Below are 20,242 nucleotides of genomic sequence, written 5' to 3'. Positions count from 1 at the left end.
ATAGGGCCTTCCCTTACGGGCATCTGTATTATTTGCTAACTTGATTATTTTATTCACTCCTCAATATTAAACAATGAATAAAGTTTGTACTGTTATTTTTTTTCTGTTCACCCTTCAATTACCGGCACAGTTAGTTATCAATGAAGTGTCGAGCACCAATTTTAATATTTATACCGATGAAGACGGCGACTATTCCGATTGGATAGAATTGTATAATGCCGGAGCAACATCTGTAAACCTGGCAGGATATGCGCTTGCTGATAGTAAAGCCATTGATGGTAAATGGTATTTTTCTGATTCCATCGTGCCGCCAAACGGTCGTGTGTTAGTTTATGCATCCGGAAAAAACCGCAACTGTGCGAGTTGTCCGGTATCGCCTGTTGACCACTGGGAAACAGCCATTTTTGATGATGATATTTGGGAATATAAAAACGGCACCACCGAACCACCTGCTAACTGGAATGATGTTTCGTTCGCAACAGTTTGGGCTACAGGGCAGGGTGGATTTGGCACAGGTGATGGTGATGATAATACTATAATCGCCGGATTTAGCTCCTGCTTATATTATAGAAAAGAATTTGAAATAGTTGATAAATCGAAAATCATAAAAACCATTCTAAGTATGGATTATGATGATGGATTTGTAGCGTATATCAATGATGTTGAAGTTGCAAGAATCAATATTCAGGGTGTTCCTACACATAGCACCTATGCAAATTATTGGCACGAAGCATTAATGTATATGGGATTAAATCCAAAAACAATTGAATTAGATTCTGCATTAATTGCTTCTTTATTAGTTGATGGTACCAATGTTTTAGCTGTTGAAATTCATCAGTATGGTGCTGATGATGCAACGGGAAGAACATGGTTACATTTTGGTATTTCTACACCCGATACGTATTTTTTTGATAATCCCGATTGGTTTAGTAATCCGGGAACTGCTACCGAATTACACACCGATTTTAAAATAGCCAATGGTGAAAATATTTATTTATTTGACCCTGTGGGAAATCAAACGGATAGTATTTATACCGACATGTTACAGGTAAATCATGTGCGCGCACGTATTCCTGATGGTGGTGCCTGGTGCTATTCCGATGAGCCAACGCCACTTGCTGCAAATGATGTAACTTGTTACAACGGATACGCTGAAGCACCCGTAATTACTACTGCTCCGGGCTTTTATGCCGGTAGTGTGGATGTGGCAATTACGGGTTCAACAATTTATTATACTACCGATGGCAGTAATCCGGATGTTGGTGCATCGGTATATACCGCACCAATTACTTATACCAATACCGGTGTAGTAAAAGCCATGCAAACAGAAGCAGGAAAATTACCAAGCCCGGTAGTTACAGGAACCTATTTTATTGATGAACCAACTACTTTACCTGTTGTAAGTGTTATTGCAAATCCTTGCGATTTATTTAATGATGGTCCGGGATGTATTGCTGCTTACGATAATGCTGAAGGCTGGTTTAACAGAAATCCTAAAGTATCGGTTGCAGTTGAATATTATGATCAGGACCACGTAAAACAATTTGGTGATAATTATAAATTTGAATGTGTAGGTAATTATTCCATCAGTCTGCCACAAAAAAGTATGCGTTTTGTTGGCGATGAAGATTATGGAACTAAAAGTGATATTGCCTACAATGTATTTGAACACGATAAACCGGGAATGGAATTTGTACATGGTTTTCGCGTAAGAAATGCAGACCAGGATTATTCCGGAACGCGAATGAAAGATATTACGATTAATCGTATCGGTTTGCCGACAAATAGTATTTCAACAGGTTATCAAAATTGTGTGGTATTTATAAATGGTGAATACTGGGGCATGTATGGCGCAAGAGAAGAAATGGATGAATATTTTTTGCGCGACAATTTTGGTGTGAATCCAGATGCAGTTGATATGATTAAAACCGGTTGGGGTGGTGAAGAAAAAACAATTGCTGAAGTGGGTAGTGACACTGCTTATTATGCATTAATAGATTTAATTCTCGATAACGATATGACAGATCCTGCAATTTATGAGCAGGTGAAAAATGAAATTGATGTAGAAAACTGGGTAGATTATATTGCAACAGAAGTATTTACCGACCAGGAAGAATGGTTGTATATTCTGGAAAATAATATTCGTTTATTCCGCAGTTATTCGCCGGATATCAAATGGCGATATATTTTGTGGGATTGCACAAATAGTCAGTTTTCATCCAATGCAAATACTTTACAAAGCAGTCTGAACAATCCGAATAACAGTGTATATGGTGATATGTTTTCTGCCTTACTTGAAAATGATGAATATCGAAATTATTTTATTAATCGTTTTGCCGATTTAATTAATTATTATTTTACGGAAGAAAGTAATGATGCCATTATTGACGAATTAAAAGCAGAAATGGAAGCTGAGGTAACACCCCAAAATATTCGCTGGAGCACCGGTGCGCTTGGTTTCTGGAATAGTCAGGTAAATAGTTTGTACACGTTTTACGATAACCGCAATGCGAATCAACGCAATCATATTAAATCGTATTTCGGTTTAGCGGGACTGGTTGATATTACACTCGCGGCAAATCCGCCTGAAGCAGGTTATGTAAAAATTTCTACCATTGTTCCTGAAAATTTACCTTGGACAGGTGTTTATTTTAATGGTAATCCGGTTACGGTAACTGCAATCCCTAATCCGGGATATACGTTTGCCAACTGGAGCACGAATCCGTTTATTGTTTCACCTACAGATATTTCCTTTAACAATAATATCACAACCGCAACAACTTTTACCGCCAATTTTACGGGTAGTGCAATTCCAAACCCGATAGTAATTTCAGAAGTAAATTATAATCCTGATTCAACATTTAATGGTGGCGACTGGATTGAAATTATGAATAATTCGGATGTTGCAGTTGATGTGAGCAGTTATCATTTAATTGAAAAATATTTTTATTCAGATTTTGAGTTACCGAATAACACCGTAATTCCGGCACATGGGTTTTTAGTGTTGGCAGAAAATAAAGCACAGTTTAATGAAAAATATCCTTCTATAACAAATGTGGTTGGCGATTATAACTTTTCGTTGAAGAACGATAGTGATATGATTTTACTAACCGATTTTTTGAATGATACTGTTTCCATATTCACATACCAGGATAACCGCCCATGGCCATTTACAGCAGATGGTTATGGCAGAACTATGGAATTAAAAGATGCTGCAGCAAATCCGGCATTACCGGGCTCATGGTTTGAAGGTTGTATCGGAGGTTCACCGGGTGCTGCATATAGTTTGTGTATGGAAAATCCGCTGGTAGATGAAATTAATTATAATTCAGCACCTTTTGCCGATGCCGGCGATTGGTTTGAATTATATAATTATGATAATGCAGCAGTTGATTTAAGTGGATGGACTTTAAAAGATAAAACCGGCAATACATTCAAAATTCCTGAAGGCACTGTATTAGATGGAAGTAGCTATCTGGTATTTTATTCTGATGCCACAAAATTTAATACCGCATTTCCTGATGTGAGCAATAAAGTTGGGCCAATTTATTTTAGTTATGATGGCAATGGCGACGTAATTTTAATTTATGATGCTGCAGGAAAAATTTTCCAAAGTGTGGGCTTTGACGATGCATCTCCATATCCGCTTACACCTGATGGTGGTGGAACGGCATTGCAAATTGTAGATGTGGAAGCCAATATCAACTTCGCTTCCAACTGGACCGAAAGTTGTCCGGAAGGTTCACCCGGAGCAGCTTACCTGACACCATGCGGAATTGATATACATGATAGTAATGTAGAAGCAATTGCAGTTTATCCGAACCCAGCTACCAATCAAATTACATTAATATTACCCGCTACAATTTCCGGAATTACCGAAGTGCAAATAATAGACATAACCGGAAAAATTATAATGAGCAAACAATATGATGCATCACTTAATACCATGTTGTCTGTTGCCCAATTATCGCAGGGGATGTATTATTTGTTAGTTTCAAATAATAATATTACTTATAGTGGTGCTTTTGTAAAAGAATAACTACTGCATAAAAAAAATCCCGTTGTAAACTACAACGGGATTTTTTTATTTGTTCAGGTTTCAGATGAATAAATTCATCCTGTTCCATTCTTTTATTTTTTTGAATTAATGCAACACTACAATTTTAGTGCTTTCAGTTTTTCCGTTTATTGTTGATTGTATAAAATAAATGCCGTTAGCATAATCTGTTACATCAACAGTAAAGTTATGTTCACCTGTAAGCATGGAACTATTTGTTAAAACATCAATAGTGCGACCAAAAATGTCAACAACATTAATATTTACATCTGCATTATTATTTAAAGACAACGTGTAAGTAACATTAGCATCAGCAGGGTTAGGGAAAGCCTTATCAGCATTGATAACCGTTACATCATCAACTGCAGTTAAACCGGTAACTTTTAATGAAGCAGATTTTTTAAAACCTACATTTTCATCACCATCAGAAAGCATATTTCCTGCAGCGTCAGTCAGTTCGTAATATCCGCTTCCGGTAATACCATCACCGGCATTATCGTAAAAATTAAAGCCGTAACAGCCTAATCCAGGTAAAGTAATATCTTCATCAAAAACAATTTCATTTTTGTCGGCTGTGCTGTATGGTCCGCCATCGTATAATTCATCACCTGTTTCTTCATCAATAATATCCCAACGCATTTGTGTTGGATAATTATCTGTTTTTATTTCAAGATGAACAATCATACTTACGTTATTTTCATAAGAAATATTGGCAGTTACTGAATTGTTATCATCATTTTCATCTGCAGAAATAATTTTTATTTCAATATCATTATCATCATCAGCAAGTGTAATATCGCCGAGATTAATATCAGCAAATTCGTATAATGCTAAATCACCTGACCAGTCGTAAGATACTAATTCAGTTGCGCCATCATAAGCTGCAATGGTAAATGCTGTTAAATCGTTAAAACCCAAATTCTGGATGGTAACGGTTAATTCTGCAGTACTGCAACCTGAAGTTGGGCCTGTATATTCAAAAATGCCCGGGTCATTGTTTGTAAAGGCAACCTCACAGCTATTAATACTGTTGTATAAAGTAGCAACCGGTGCCTGACCAACCTCTTTAATGATACGGTTTGGACATACTCGGTAAATAGTAGGGAAGTAGCCAATTTCATAATCGCTTACAACATTGTAGCTTTCGTCACCCACATGTGTTAAAATCATTGGATATGGAGTTCCTGCAACCCAGTTACCCTGAGTTCCGCCGCCAATACCATTCATTTGGTCAATAGTGGATCCACCATCACCTTCAATATAAAATACCATTACTTCATCACTTCCGTCAGGGCCATAGGTTTCGTATAACGTTTCCAGGTTACCACCGGTATGGTAGCTCCAGCAAGGTCCACACCAAACAGCAGAGAAGTCGAGGAATACACTTTTGCCTTCATTCAGCAAAGTATATAGGTTCCATTCAACACCATTGATGTCGGTTAAAGTCCAGTCAGGCGCGATATCACCTTCCTTTAATTGTGCATTGGCAGGGGTTTGCACCATCCCGACAACAGCCAGGCAGAGCAACATTCCGAAGTAAATTTTTCTCATTTTAAACAAATTGTATTCAAAAGTAAACAAATTAAATGTTCCGCATTGCACTACTGATAATCAATTACTTACAAAAAGGGTGGTTTTTTTATACAATCCCCAACTAATTCACATCCGTTAAAACCGGCTAAAAGTGCCTTACAAATGCGGTTTTGCTTAATTTTTGTTAAAAAATAACTGTCTATACATATATACTACCGGCATCTCAAAATTTATTATATTTGAAGTTGAATTGATATTTATATATGACATTAATCTTACAATAAGCAATTGGGTTAAAGTCTTAAATTTGTAATTAAAACCTCTTAATTCTTACTAAAATGAAAAAAGTTTTACTCTTCAGTCTCGTAACAATTGGATTGTTACAGGTAAGCTTTGCTCAGTATCAGCGTTTGGTACTGTTCGAAGAATTCACGCAGGCCAGTTGTGGTCCGTGTGCTTCTCAAAACCCGGGATTTAATGCATTGTTGCAGGACAATTCCGATAAAACTATTGCTATCAAGTATCAGGTTTGGTGGCCCGGTTTCGACCCAATGTATTTACAAAACGAACCGGATGTTGATGCGCGTGTAGGTTATTATTCTGTTTCAGGTGTGCCTGATGCAACTATGGATGGTGTACATATCATTAACGACTGTGCTTACTATGCAGGTGCTCCTGCTTGTGTTAGTCAGGATGATATTGATGGTGCTTATGCTATTACTTCACCTTTCTTAATTACGGCTACACATTCATTCAGCCCTGATTATACAACAGTAAACGTTCACGTTGAAGTTACTGCAGGTCCTGATGTTACGGGTTCTTTGAAATTACAAATTGCCGTTGCAGAAAAAGAAATTTTATTTGATACCCCTCCGGGTTCAAACGGTGAAACTGAATTTTTTGGTGTAATGAAAAAAATGTTACCATCAGCTTCAGGAACATCTACCGGTGCTTTTTATGCAGGTGAAACTAAATCGTATGATTTTGTTTGGGATATGACAAATATCTACAACCTCAACAATATTGAAATCATTGCATTTATGCAGGATGATGCTTCTAAAGCTGTTATGCAAGCGGGTGTTTCTTCACCAATAGGTGGTTTACCAACTGTTGACTATGCAGCAAATTCAGTAAGCTCTATTTCTTGTACATCTGATTATACACCTGTTGTAAATGTTACAAATAATTCTGCTGCTACTTTAACTGCATTAGATGTTGTTTATAGCATCGATGGTGGTGCTGCTTCAACTTATAACTGGACAGGTTCAATTGCTGCCGGTGCTTCTGCTAATATTACTTTACCTACTGCAACTTTAGGTGGTGCAGGTGATCATGACATCAACGTTGAAATTGTTTCTGTTGGTGATATCGATATTAATATGGTGAATGATGTTGTTGGTGGTGGTATCAGTGTGTTAGATGTACCTTACGAAGTTGTTACTGAAGGTTTCGTTGCTACAACATATCCTCCAACAGACTGGGCTGTAGATAATCTTAATGATGGAACAGGTTGGAGTCGTGCTACCGGTGCAGGTGGATACGGTGAAACTACAACTTCTACAAAAGCAGATTTCTTTAATATCGCTGTAGGTACTTTCGATTTATATATGCCTAAAATGGATTTCACCAATTTTACAGGCGATTTAAATTTGGTATTCGATCGTGCTTATGCCCGTTACAATGCATCTTATAACGATATCCTGAAAATTCAGGTATCAGGTGATTGCGGTGCTACATGGGATGAAGTTTATAATAAAGACGCTGCGGATTTAGCAACTGCTCCAAATACTACATCTTTATTCAAACCGGATGATGATGAGTGGGAAACTGACGAAGTTAATATGTCAGCTTATGTTGGTATGAACGATGTATTGGTTAAATTTAATGCAATCAGTGGTTTCGGTAACGACTTATATTTAGATAATATTCGTCTTGCTACTACCAATGGTATTTTTGATATCCATACATTAAATCAATTTGAATTATATCCTAATCCTACAACTGATAATGCAGTTGCTTCATTTAATTTAACTGAAGCTGCTGATGTTACAATTTCAGTTTATGATATTACAGGAAAATTAATCAGCACAATTAATGCAGGTAATATGATTTCAGGTGAAAACACCGTAATCATCGAAACTGCTGATTTTGCAGCTGGTATGTATAATGTGGTTATCAGTGCAGGCGGTAAAAACGTTGCATTCGAAAGCCTCGTTGTAAATAAATAAAAAATCAAGCAACAAGTAAATATCGAGGTCGTCCTTTTGGGCGGCCTCTTTTTTTTGTACCCATCACCAGAATTGGTGATTGTCCGCACCCGCTGATATACTGAGTTTTGTTGCGTCGGAAATGATGTCCGATTTCAACTTTTTAAAAAACCAACAAACCTCAGTCAGCATGAAAAAGTTAACATTATTACTACTTATTGTCTTTTTACAAAAAGCATTTTTGCGCAATTAACTCCTTACCCTACAGCTATTACCAATCCGTTAATACTGGCATTCCCGCTTGATGTTTCCAGCTGCGGCTCAGTAGCATTTAATCCGGTTACGGGATTGTATTATACTTCCAGAGTTGGTAATTCGACTTACCCTTTGTTAACCTTTAAACATGATGGTACTTTATTGTTTCAGGATGTTGCCGGTCAGGATACCAGAGGCATTTGGTGGAATCCGAACACGAATCAGTTGGAGCGCAATTGTTTTTCTGCAATAGGTTGGGCGCAAATTGTTTTAGATGGTGCTAATAATGCTACTAGCGCATTCAATGTAATATTTGCCGGGGCGCTAAGTCCAAACGCACAATGTGAAGGTGCCTATGATCCTGTTAATAATGAAGTGGTTTTTTATAATGCAAGCAGCATATCAAAATATAATCGCACAACAGGTGCACTGATAAGCACTACAGCAATAACCGGCGTTACATTTGGATCAATAAACACTACCGCAGTAATTTATACCGGGGTTACTGGTTATGAATATGGTATTTTGGATTATACTGCAAAAAAAGTAATTCTATTAAACAGAGCTACATGTGCATACGCAGGTGAATCAGCACTACCGGCTGCTGCAGTTACTGCCGTTAGTCATCAATTTAGTTATGCTAATAATTTACTGTGGTTATTTAACACAACAGATAATAAATGGTATAGCTATCAGATTTTTGATTTACCTGTTTTAGCCATTGACGATATTATTTTATCGGGTATTGCCGAGCCAACTCAAAACACGTTATCATGGGAAGCAATTAGTGATTCGCCTATTGAAATTTTTAATGTATTACACAGTACAGATGGCGTGCATTTTAACCTGATTGGCAGTGTGCAGGGTTATGATTCAGGCAGCGGCATGTATGTGTATGAACATAAAAATCCATCCAGTATAACTAATTATTACCGCATTCAATGTTCCGATGATTTACAAGAACCTTATTTATCGGAAATTATATGTATTGAAGCAAAAAATTCAAATAATTCAATAGCATTATATCCAAATCCGGCAACAACTTATCTGGTAATTAATAATCCAATTGTTGAAAGGAAGTATACCATCATGAATGCGTCGAAACAAATTGTTGCTTCGGGTACTTTACCGGCAGGAGGGAAGGTAGATGTGCATCAACTGGAAAGTGGCATGTATTTTTTAACGTTAGATGGCACAAGTTATTCTTTCATAAAAAAATAAGACTGGGTTGTAACGGGTTGTTGTAAAAGGCAGCCTGTTTTTTTTCACTATTATATTTTAGCAATTAGGTACATAAAAAAAACCGGATAATTCCGGTTTTTTTAATTCATGTATATCTTAATTAATTGTTGCCACTGCCGGCAGGTGTTGCAGGTGGCGTACATTGTTTCAGTGTTTCATCAACCTGATTTTCTCCCCATGAAGGATGCAGGTCAGAAGCAGGTTTAAATGTTGCATATTTAGCTTTTGCTGTATTTAACATCTCGCAACCTTTATCTTGTCCGCCTCCAAATTGTGGTGGTGTATAAAATAAACTCAAACCCATTACATAATAAGAACGTGGATTTTCAGGATCAAGTGTCATTGCTTTGCTTAAATGCATCATACTTTGCATACCGTACATCTGACCACGTGTCATTGGGTCAACCATTATTCTTCCGCCTAAAATCATACTTTTTACAACATAAATTTCTGAGTTATTTGGCATTAATGAATCGGCAACATTAATATATTTTTCAGCAACATCTAATATTACATCATTTTTAGCGGGTTCGTTATATATGTAGGTAGCAGTAACTCTTGATAAGGCTGCATAATAATATGGCAACCATTGATTTTTTTCAGCTAAGGCTATTCTTTCAAATTTATTCGACATCGCCATAAACTGGTCGCCCGTTTTGAGCGTGTCCATTTCAGCTAAGGCTTTGGTCATAGCATCGTTAAACTTCGCACTCTGAGCCTGCGATGCAACGGTGATGCTCATGAAACAAATAATTGTAAACAGATTTTTCATAATTGTGATTTTTTTGTTTGTAACAGGTTAAATATTGCGCACGACATATTTCAAATTTCAGGCCAAATACTGTCGTAATTTATTCGGCTGATTTATCAATATCGATATCATTTACACGGCGATCATCTCCATATAGGAATGAAATAAATATGCCAAAGAAAACGGTACTTTTTATAGGTGCCTGATTTTCAACACGAACCGTGCCATCTGCCGAATATTGATAACCATAAATCTGGTCAAATTGCGGCGCATTATCCCACGATAAAAATATCACCGTAAAATTACCCCATAGGCTGGTCAGGTAACTTGCACTCAGCGATAAATTGTGTAACTGTGGAGAAACATCTCCCAAAAACTGTGGATTATTCGGATTGTAATACGGCCAACCTGAAATAAAACGATAGGTTCCGCTGATTTGTGTATTGATACCGGGGATATAATGTTTATATACCAAACTTAAAATATGTTGTGCGGCAAAAGTTGGTGTTACTTCTTCAGGGTAATCTAAAAATTTACGTTTCGTATCTAAAAACGAATAAGAAATCCAATAGTCAGCATATTTAATACTTTTTTTATCTCTGAAAAATAAATCTATTCCTCTTGCATAACCAAACCCTGCATTATCATAATTATTTACAAATGGAATATCAGTAGCTTCTTGTGTAACAAGGTCATCATATTTTTTATAATATCCTTCTATTCTGAAGGTGCGGTCGTTGGTAACATATTGGTAATTACCAATAAAATGTGTTGCTTTTTCATAAGTGAGGGGGTAGGCTGAAATATTGTATAAATAGGTTGGTTGTGGCGTTTGGTAAAAATCGCCGTAAGCAAATGAAACCTGACCGTTTTTACCGGTTTTATATGCCAGTGAAACGCGTGGGGCAAGATTTACTTCTCCCAAAATTTCAGAATTTTCTGCGCGCAAACCAATTCTTCCTGCAAGGTCGTTGGTGATAAAAATATCCGATTCAACATAAGCTGCTGCATAATTTTCGGTTAGATCAAATTCTAAATCACCTGCATTTTGATTATAAATTAAATGCTGATATTCAGCGCCGTAATGAATATTAATTTTTTCTGTTATCTGATTATTAAATGTAAGTTTTGTTTGTGCATTTTCATCAAAACGACTGATGTCGAAACCATCTGCAAGAATTTTATCTGAATTACTGCTATAACTAACACCAAGCTGCATGCCCCATTTGTCTGTCAATAATTCGCGATAAGATGCGTTTACATAATTATAATCATTACCCAGTTCAATATCATCGGTTAATGGCAGACTGTCGATATCGTTTGCTCTTAATGCAAAATTGCTGCTTTCTTTTTGTGCATATAATTTGATGATACCTGTTTTAGATGTTTTTTGTCGGAAAAATAAACTTCCGTCAAAAGATTCCACACTTTCGATCCAGTCGAAAGTTGTCGGCTCATAAACATTATCGAATAAAGCAAGGTTAGTATAATTAATTCCACCACCCAAAGCTGTTTTTTCATTTTTAAATTTTTGAGTATGAAATCCGCCGATAAAAATTGGGGCAACACTTAATCCGGAGGCACTAAATTCAGGCATATCTTCCGTATTCAGAATAACCGCACTGGATAAAGCCTGACCGTATTCGGCAGAATAACCACCGGTGCTAAACACGGTTCCCTTAAACATAAATGGCTGGAAACGCCCGCGTGACGGCACATCCGGAACAGTTGAAAAATAAGGGTTATTAACCGACATCCCATCAATAATGGTTTTTGTTTCGTAATCGCTACCGCCGCGCACATATAAACCGTCATCGTTACCAACTTTACTTGCTCCCGGAAGGGTTTCCAATGCACCATAAATATCACCTTCAGCTCCGGCTGTGGTAACAATATCCAGCGGTTTTAAAATGGTGTTTTTTCTTTCATCACTTGCCTCAAATGCACCGGCTGTAATTACAACTGCATTTAATTCGTTAAATAATTCTTTCAACTCAACATTAATGGTCATCGTACCGGAGGTAATGGTAATCGTGTCCGCATAATTTTCGTAACCAACAAAACTCACCGTAAAAATTTGTTTACCGGTTTCCGTTGTAGTGAATGTATAATTTCCATCAACATCGCTCGTGGTGCCATCATAAGTATCTTTTAAAAAGATATTTGCTCCCGGCAGCGCATTTTTTTTATTGTCGCGAATACTCCCTGAGATGGTTGTTTGCGCAAAAACATTGGAAAGCAAGCTAAGCGTAAAGAAAAGGGTAAAAATTTGTTTCATTTTTTTTGATTGATGATGACCATTAACAGTTTATTCCAATTTACTGACGCAAAGTAAGGCAGATAATTGTATTATGTCAAAATGCTTTGGACGATTTCAGCAATTTTGCCGATGAAAGTGTGAATTTTGAAGACAAGATTCTTTTGCACTTCCGATTTCGAAATACAAGCACACAAATTTAAAAAATTGGCGCGTTAAACCGGGGCAATAACGCAGGATATCCCGCTTTTTAGTTAAAATTGCGGTAAAACGAAGATATGTCGATAGTAATGATAACCGGAGCCAGTTCCGGATTTGGAAAAGCCTGTGCAAAACAATTTGCTGCTGCAGGATACGACTTGTTGATTAATGCCCGTCGCGCGGACCGTCTCGAGGCGCTGAAAACCGAGCTGGAATCTAATTATCCGATTAAAGTGTATACCATTCCTTTTGATGTGCGCGATAATGCGGCTGTGGAAGCTGCTTTTAGTGCTTTGCCTGAAAAATGGCAACAAATTGATATTTTGATTAATAATGCAGGTTTAGCGGCGGGAAGAGATGCCTTTCAGGATGGTGATTTAGCGGATTGGGAAACCATGATTGATACGAATTTAAAAGGTTTGATGTATGTAAGCAAGATAGTAGTGAAGGGGATGATACCGCGCAAGGCCGGACATATTATCAATGTTTCAAGCGTGGCAGGGCAGGAGGTTTATCCTCAGGGGAATTTATATTGTGCCAGCAAACATGCGGTTACTGCATTGAGCAAAGGCATGCGCATGGATTTACTGCCATATGGTATCAAAGTGACGAATGTTTCTCCGGGCTTAGCGGAAACGGAATTCAGCATCGTCAGATTTAAAGGCGACACTGAAAAAGCAGCAAAAGTTTACGAAGGTTTTGAAGCCTTGAAACCAGAAGATATTGCTGATGTGATATTTTTTGCAGCAACCCGACCAGCTCATGTAAATCTGGAAGAAATTACCATTTTACCAACGGCACAAAGCGATTCACGAACCGTATTTAAGGGTTAATATGTTGCTGTAACCATTTTTTATAACACAATTGTTGCGACGGCGTAGGATTTGGCAGCGCTTCCAGTTTGTAATTTACCTTGTCGGTTATTGCTAATGATGGTATGAATGTTTTTACGATACCATTATGGTTAACTAAAAACCAAAAAGTATCATATTCAACACTGTTGTTGGTAATAATATTTATAAAGCCCGGTGTGTAGCGAAATTCGTTTATCGCAATTATTTCATCATTAACATTTAATCCGGCAAGCTCACCGGAGCTGTTTTTGCGAACGGAAGTAATGATATTTTTATCATTAATTGTTAAGCCGAATTCTTTATCTAAACTCCCAGCATTTTTATCAATTAATTGTAGTCCTAACTTTTCGAAATACGGCTGATAATTAATTTGAGTAGTTCCGAATATATGGTCGCGGTAAAAATCATCGAGATTGGTTTTCGCGTATTTTTCGATAATACTTTTTAATTCTTCTTCCGTAAAACCTCTGTTTTGTTGCATATAAAAAGTATTGTAAGCTTCACGCATAACATCGTCGAGGCAATTTTCACCATTGGTATTTGAAATAATAATGATATCCAATAATAACGCTAAAACACCACCACGCACATAATAATTTACCTGCGAATTGTTGCTGTTTTCATTTTGACGATAATATTTTATCCAGGCGTCAAAACTGGCTTCGGCAACACTTTGAATATTTTTTCCGGGTGCGTTTTCCGCTTCGTTAATATTTTTTTCAACGATGGCGAGATATTCTTCTTGTTTATAAATAGCAGCGCGATAAACAATTAAATCATCGTAATAACTGGTAAAACCTTCAGCTACCCAAAGACCGGTAGTGTAATTTTCCTCTCCGTAATTAAATGGCCCCAAAGCTGCAGGGCGCAAACGTTTCACATTCCATAAATGAAAATATTCATGCGCACATAAGCTGATAAATTCCAGGTAGCTGTTATGATCAGCGTAACCAAATCTTTTAAATATTAAACTGGTGGAATGTAAATGTTCAAGACCTCCGCGTTGTGTATTTGAATTTAATAATATGAATAAATATTTCTTACAGGGATGTTGTCCGAATATGGCAACTTCAGTCTGAATAATTTTAATTAAATCTGCAATAATAATTTTTTCATCATGATTGCCTTCACCATAAATGGCAAGGGTATGTATTACCCCTTCAGTTAAAAAATCGGTGCTGCTGTGATTGCCTATTTCAATTGGACTATCGTATAATTCATCTTTAGATGATGCAAATAATTGCCAGTTATTATTGTCTGCATTTGGCAAAGCAGTAGCTATTTTTTTGAAAGAACTATGTGGCGTAATATGAATTTCTGCACCACCACTATATCCATTAACCCACATAAAAAATGCTGCAGGAATTATCGAAGCATGTGTGGCATCTAACCAATTGGTGCGCACACTTTCTTCGTAGGCATAAATTTCATACTGAATAATTACATCTGCACCACCGCTATAAATTAACCATGTATTTTTTGATGATTTTTGAAAAGGTAAACTATTTCCTGCTATATCACTTGCCTTAAATGCATTGATATTTTTTGCGTATTCTCTCACCAGATAGGAGCCGGGTGTCCAAACGGGTAATTCAACAACAAGTTGTTCATCTGCAATTCCCTTCACTTCCATTTTTACCGTGAACACATGATTTGCCGGAAAAGGCATCTCCACCGAATAAATTATAGTTGCCATTTGATGTAATTATTTGGCAAAATAAGGAAAAGAAATTGTGATTATTCCACTTTAATGATTTTAAGCTCTACACGCTGATTTTTTTTCCTGCCGGCTGCAGTTGCATTGTCGGCAATAGGTTGGGTTTTACCGTAACCTCTGGAGGTTAAGTGTGTGGCAGGTACACCTTTAGCCATAAGATATGCGACTACGTTTTTAGCACGTTCGTCCGATAATTTCTGACAAAAGGCATCGTTTGGTAAACCGTTGGTATGGCCGCCAATTTCTACATAAATATTCGGATTGCTCAATAAAAATTCAGCCAGTTCATCCAATGAAGCAGAACTTTCCGGTTTCAGGTCCGATTTATTTGCTTCGAAGAAAATATTATCCAATTGAATAACGGTTCCTGCACGAATTGGAATTAATTCCACATCTGCCGTTACTTCAGCATAAACACTGTCTTTTGCAGTAGTAATTTCATCTGCAATTTCCTTTACAATTTCTTCTTTTGAAACTTCCGCAGTATCGGCAAATTCTGTTTCTATTCGTTTATTTAATTCTTCAATTAATTCCGTTTTTGTCCACTTGTTTTGTTTTAATTCTGTTTTAATATCAGTCTTAATATCATGTTTAATAATGGCCACCGGATCTTCTACATTATAATCAATTTCATCAAATTCAAGGTCTTCGTCAATTGTTGTTGTTACCGGATAATAACCTTCCTTTTTTATGGTAACATTATAATTTTCTTCCGGAATAATAACCTGATAATTACCGTTTGTTGTAGTGGTAATGCCTTTGGGTTCTTCGCTTACTAAACCGCCAAATTGAACATCCGCATTAATCGGTTCTTTGGTATTGGCATCTATAACTTTTCCCTTTAATAAAGTAACAGCCTCAGGTTGAATTTCAACAGGTAATGGTATACGAAATAAATCGGCTTTGCCATATGAATTTTTGGTAGATGAAAAATAAGCGTAATCGCCACTTGCGGGAATGGTATAATAATAATCGTGACCCTCACTGTTAATTTTGTTACCCAGATTTACAGGTTCACTCCAATTGAGCCAGGTATCATCCAGACGTTTGCTCATAAACATATCATAACCACCATATCCGCTTTTGCCATTTGTGGCGAAATAAATCGTTCTGTTATCTGCAGCAATAAAAATACTGCCTTCCGTTGCGGCAGAATTAATGGTCATGCCCAAATTTTTAGGCTCCGTCCATACTTTATTAGCCTGTAAAAAACTGACATAAATATCCATATCACCATACGAATCAGGTCGCTCTATAGCCATCAGAATTACATTGCCTTCTGTATTCATATGATAACAGGAAAATTCGTTATCATTATAAAAATCATTAATTTTTAATGCTTTGGGAAACGCCCATCCATCGGGAGTGCGTTTAGATATTGAAATATCCTGTTTTACTTTTTCATAATTATTAGCGAGCAATAAAGAACTGCCATCAGAACTAATCCATGAAACATAATTATGCTGGTCGTTATTTAAAGGTGTGCCGATATTAACAGCTTTAGTCCACGCACCATTTGCATTTTTAGAAACATAAATATCATCGCGCAGTGCACCGCCTGTATTTTCGTAATAATTTTTTCTTGCAAAATATAATGTTTTACCATCTGGAGAAATAAATGCAAACATGTCATCTGCATCTGTATTTACATTTGGCCCCAAATTTTCGGGGTCGGCAATAGGGTTTGCGTAAACCGCTTCATTTACAGTTGCTTTAATTGGCACATCAGAATTTGAAATTCCGATGCAATCAATTTGATTCATACCCGGAATTGCTTTTGTATTTAATACAACGCGTACCTCACTAACTTCATAATCTGTTAATGGAAAAAAAACACGGAAAATGCGACCACCGGTAGTAAATTCAGGTTTGATGGTCAGATTTTCATAAACGGTATATTTTTTTCCGGTAGTTGAATACAGAATTACTTCTTTTACTGAGCCGGGGCAATTACTTTCGCCAATGCCTACTTGTTGAATTTGTTGTGGTTGCGCAAAACGAACATGGATAAATTCTCCTGCAGGGTTATCGGGGGTTGAAGGAGCCCATGCTACGGCGCTTTCGCCAAATGCAGGCAGTTTATCCGGTTTGCCCAAAACCTGTCGGGCAGCAAATTGTTTACGCGTATATTCAGTTGAAAAACGGACAACTTCTGATGCCCATTGTACCTGTTGAGCGGATAAGGTGATTGCCGTAAATGAAAATAAACAGATAAGAAAAGTTCGCAACGATACAAGTTTAAAGTTAAACGGAAATCGGTTATGCTTTATTTTGGAAGTTGGGAATTGTCGTCCTGAACTTCCTCATAATCAGTGAAATAAGTATCTGATTCCGGTGTTTGTTGTGTTTTACGTTTGCGGTTAAATAAAATGGAAAATACTTCATCGGAGGCTTTAATTCCTCTGAAAATAATGTTGAGCATATACAGAAACGCAAAAAATCCAATGATATATTTAATTATAGGGGTTTGATAAATTTTATCAATGGTAGTGAGCAGCCAGCGATGGGGCGGCAGATTGGCAATTTCGGGTTTTAAAATGGTGATGATAAATAATACGATACTTGCCATCAGCAAATAACCATCAAAACGCATAACGCCCACTCGTTTCCTTTCAAAATTCATAACTGCCCGCCAACGGTTGCGTTCCAGATTGCTGGCTATGGTTGCATAAATTACAAATGTTCCAACTATGGCGTAAGCAATTGCAGCAAGTGAATAGGTGGCTTCCATATGTGAAAAAGTAACTAAGGCTGCCAAACTCACGAGGATATAATATCCCAAAGCCTTAAAAAATAAAAAGGAGGCATCTTTATTTATACCCATATCATTTAATAACGAAGAAGTTACGGTTGCAAGAATTTTCCAGACCGTTGAAAAAACGATATTAATAACGCCTAAATAAAAGATATATGAAAAAATCTCCATGTGTTGACGGTGCAAATATACCGTACCTGAACAAAAAAAAAGCCGCCCCAACGACAGGGCGGCAGATTCAACAGCCTATGGTGAGAAATAAAAAATGCTTGGGATAGCAGAGTTTTAATTGTGTTTAAACGAAACAAGGTTCACTAAATACCAAAGGGTTGATAATTCCATTCGTAATGGTGTAATTGAATACACCGAATATATTTTTTGCGTTAACTCTTCTGATCATGCGCTTGCGGTGACTTTCCACCGTATTTACCGAAAGCCACAATTCATCGGCAATTGCACGGGTGGTTTTGCCTTTTGCGATTAAATTGAGGATTTGGGTTTCCCGCTCCGTAAAAGCGATTGGTCTGATAAGTCCTGATTCAAGTGCGTTAGTCATAGTTTTAAATTTTTGCTTTGTTTGATGTTTCAAAGGTATTTCTACCCCATACCCCCGGCAAACCAATTTTAGGGTCATTATTCAACGTCTGGCGAACATATTTTAAAAAATATAATATGTAAAAGGTCGGAAAGTGCTGTATTTAAAGGCTTACAAGCGGGTCTGCATGCTTGTTAACGGTATACCGTGAATGCAATTTGCCTTATCTGTTTATATTTGCTTAACTATAAGTTTAAATATGTCGCTACCCGGAGATGACCTCTTTTTATTGATTCAATCGCTTACACCCAGCGAAAAACGCTACTTCAAGTTGTTTGCCCAGCGGCAGGGCGACGATAAGCAGAAGGTGTATATGCGTGTATTCGATTTAATAGATGAGCAGGAAGATTTGTATGATGAGGAATTGTTAAAGAAAAAGCTCAAATCGAAAGGTGATATTAAAATGTTGCCTCAGATCAAGGTTTACCTCTTCGACCTGATTGTTAAAAGTATGCGCTTATATCGTTCTGATAAAAATGCGGCAACGGAGGTGTTTGATTTGATTCAGGATGAATTGTTTTATACAGAAAAGGGGCTGACTGATTTAAGGGTGAAGGCATTAAAACGTGCGAAAGAACTGGCTTATAAATTTGATTTAACTTATTTATTGGTTGCCATTTTACAGCGGGAACGGGTTTTTGCAATTAAATATTCAGGAGGAGATCCGGTTTCGAAAATCAATCAGATACATGAGGAAGAAATAAAAGTATTCAACAGTTTAAATGCGGAATCAGAACTGGGGAAAATTTATTTCATTTTATGGGCACAGTTTTTAATTGATTCTAAATTAAGTGACCCGGAACAACTCGATCGATTTATTGGGTATAAAAATCATCCTTTACTAAAGGATATTGATGCGATTGATACTTATATGGGTAAATTTTTATTCATTAAATGTCATAGTCATATTTTGCGTTTTTCGAACGATTACGACGGGTTGTATAAAAATAATCTCCAGATGCTTACGCTCATGGAGCAGTATCCGCAACACCATTTTAATGTAATGGGAAATTATATGGATGCCCTGTCATCGGTGCTTGCTGCAGCCCACAATATCGGCCGTTATGAGGAATATGATGATTTATTGAATAAATTGAATAATCTGCAGAAAGATAAATTTAAAGATGAAGCCACTATCGCCATAAATATTCTGCAGTATAAAATTTTATATTTTATTAATACGGCAAAATTCGACAGGAGTGAGGAGTTAATGGCCGAATATGAATTTGTTGTAAATAAGTATAACAAACAATATAATGATGCCAGCTATATCGCTGATACTTACAACTTGTGTTTGTTTTTATTCATTACCGGAAATAATGATAAAGCATTGCATTATTGTCAAGAGGTATTAAATTTTAAATCGGAATCAAAGCAGGATTTACAACACGGTGCATTAATGATGCATTTGCTACTGCATTTTGAATTGGGCGATACAGTATATCTGGATTCAGCAATAAGGAATGCCATAAGAAGTATGCAGAATAAAAATCGATTTAATGAATTTGAAAAAGCTTTTACTACATATCTCAAAAAATTAATTAAAACGCCTGCACGCGAACAATTAGATGTATTTAAGATAATGTTTACCTATTTTAAAGATATGCATTTGCAAAACAATCACCGCCGTTTAGTTTTAATTGAAGAAGTACTTGCGTGGACCAGTAGCAAAATAAATCAAAAGCCACTCACGGAAACGGTATTTTATAAATACAAATAATCAGATTCAGCAAAACTGCTTAACAACCGGAACCACGAAAAAAAGGCCGCGAAGATGTATGGAGAACTTATTAAATGAATGTAATTCAATTTTACCAC

12 protein-coding genes are annotated in these 20,242 nt (G+C 36.8%); 5 read left to right on the top strand and 7 right to left on the bottom strand.

What is annotated here, in order from left to right; translation table 11 throughout:
* Positions 1-73 precede the first annotated feature (73 nt).
* Complete coding sequence (locus tag IPI65_20475; GenBank protein ID MBK7443808.1) at positions 74-4,039, top strand: lamin tail domain-containing protein; 3,966 nt, start codon at positions 74-76, stop codon at positions 4,037-4,039.
* 105 nt (positions 4,040-4,144) lie between these two features.
* On the opposite strand, the gene IPI65_20470 is transcribed toward IPI65_20475, so the two are convergent.
* Positions 4,145-5,608 (bottom strand): T9SS type A sorting domain-containing protein, encoded by a 1,464-nt coding sequence (locus IPI65_20470; protein MBK7443807.1) that lies wholly within the window; start codon positions 5,606-5,608, stop codon positions 4,145-4,147.
* A 320-nt stretch (positions 5,609-5,928) separates the two neighbouring features.
* Between IPI65_20470 and IPI65_20465 the strand changes: the two genes are divergently transcribed.
* Complete coding sequence (locus tag IPI65_20465) at positions 5,929-7,818, top strand: Omp28-related outer membrane protein (GenBank protein ID MBK7443806.1); 1,890 nt, start codon at positions 5,929-5,931, stop codon at positions 7,816-7,818.
* A gap of 366 nt (positions 7,819-8,184) precedes the next feature.
* Positions 8,185-9,273, top strand: a complete 1,089-nt coding sequence (locus tag IPI65_20460) for a T9SS type A sorting domain-containing protein (protein MBK7443805.1) — start codon at positions 8,185-8,187, stop codon at positions 9,271-9,273.
* Positions 9,274-9,394: 121 nt separating this feature from the next.
* Here the strand turns inward: IPI65_20460 and IPI65_20455 are convergent, their stop codons facing one another.
* Together IPI65_20455 and IPI65_20450 are read right to left on the bottom strand one after the other, a co-directional pair.
* Entirely contained in the window at positions 9,395-10,066 is a 672-nt protein-coding gene (locus tag IPI65_20455) for a hypothetical protein (protein ID MBK7443804.1), read from the bottom strand.
* A 79-nt stretch (positions 10,067-10,145) separates the two neighbouring features.
* The gene (locus tag IPI65_20450; protein MBK7443803.1) at positions 10,146-12,323 is read right to left on the bottom strand and encodes a TonB-dependent receptor; all 2,178 of its coding nucleotides are present in this window, start codon (positions 12,321-12,323) and stop codon (positions 10,146-10,148) included.
* 257 nt (positions 12,324-12,580) lie between these two features.
* Between IPI65_20450 and IPI65_20445 the strand changes: the two genes are divergently transcribed.
* Positions 12,581-13,336: an SDR family NAD(P)-dependent oxidoreductase gene (locus tag IPI65_20445; GenBank protein MBK7443802.1), complete on the top strand. Its 756-nt coding sequence runs from the start codon at positions 12,581-12,583 to the stop codon at positions 13,334-13,336.
* Here the strand turns inward: IPI65_20445 and IPI65_20440 are convergent.
* The 4 genes from IPI65_20440 to IPI65_20425 all read right to left on the bottom strand — a co-directional run bounded on the left by IPI65_20440 (position 13,326) and on the right by IPI65_20425 (position 18,385).
* The gene (locus IPI65_20440) at positions 13,326-15,053 is read right to left on the bottom strand and encodes a M61 family metallopeptidase (protein ID MBK7443801.1); all 1,728 of its coding nucleotides are present in this window, start codon (positions 15,051-15,053) and stop codon (positions 13,326-13,328) included. The genes IPI65_20445 and IPI65_20440 overlap by 11 nt on opposite strands.
* 41 nt (positions 15,054-15,094) lie before the next feature.
* Positions 15,095-17,302: an OmpA family protein gene (locus tag IPI65_20435; protein MBK7443800.1), complete on the bottom strand. Its 2,208-nt coding sequence runs from the start codon at positions 17,300-17,302 to the stop codon at positions 15,095-15,097.
* A gap of 38 nt (positions 17,303-17,340) precedes the next feature.
* Complete coding sequence (locus tag IPI65_20430; protein MBK7443799.1) at positions 17,341-18,000, bottom strand: hypothetical protein; 660 nt, start codon at positions 17,998-18,000, stop codon at positions 17,341-17,343.
* 124 nt (positions 18,001-18,124) lie between these two features.
* On the bottom strand, positions 18,125-18,385 hold the full coding sequence (locus IPI65_20425; protein MBK7443798.1) for a helix-turn-helix transcriptional regulator: 261 nt from the start codon (positions 18,383-18,385) through the stop codon (positions 18,125-18,127).
* Between the two features lie 238 nt (positions 18,386-18,623).
* Here IPI65_20425 and IPI65_20420 point away from each other — a divergent pair, with 238 nt between their 5' ends.
* Positions 18,624-20,144: a hypothetical protein gene (locus tag IPI65_20420; GenBank protein MBK7443797.1), complete on the top strand. Its 1,521-nt coding sequence runs from the start codon at positions 18,624-18,626 to the stop codon at positions 20,142-20,144.
* Positions 20,145-20,242: the final 98 nt, after the last annotated feature.

Source organism: Bacteroidota bacterium (assembly GCA_016706255.1).
GTDB lineage: Bacteria > Bacteroidota > Bacteroidia > Chitinophagales > BACL12 > UBA7236.
The sequence above is the reverse complement of the archived record's forward strand: the minus strand, read 5'-3'. Positions and strand labels throughout refer to the sequence as shown.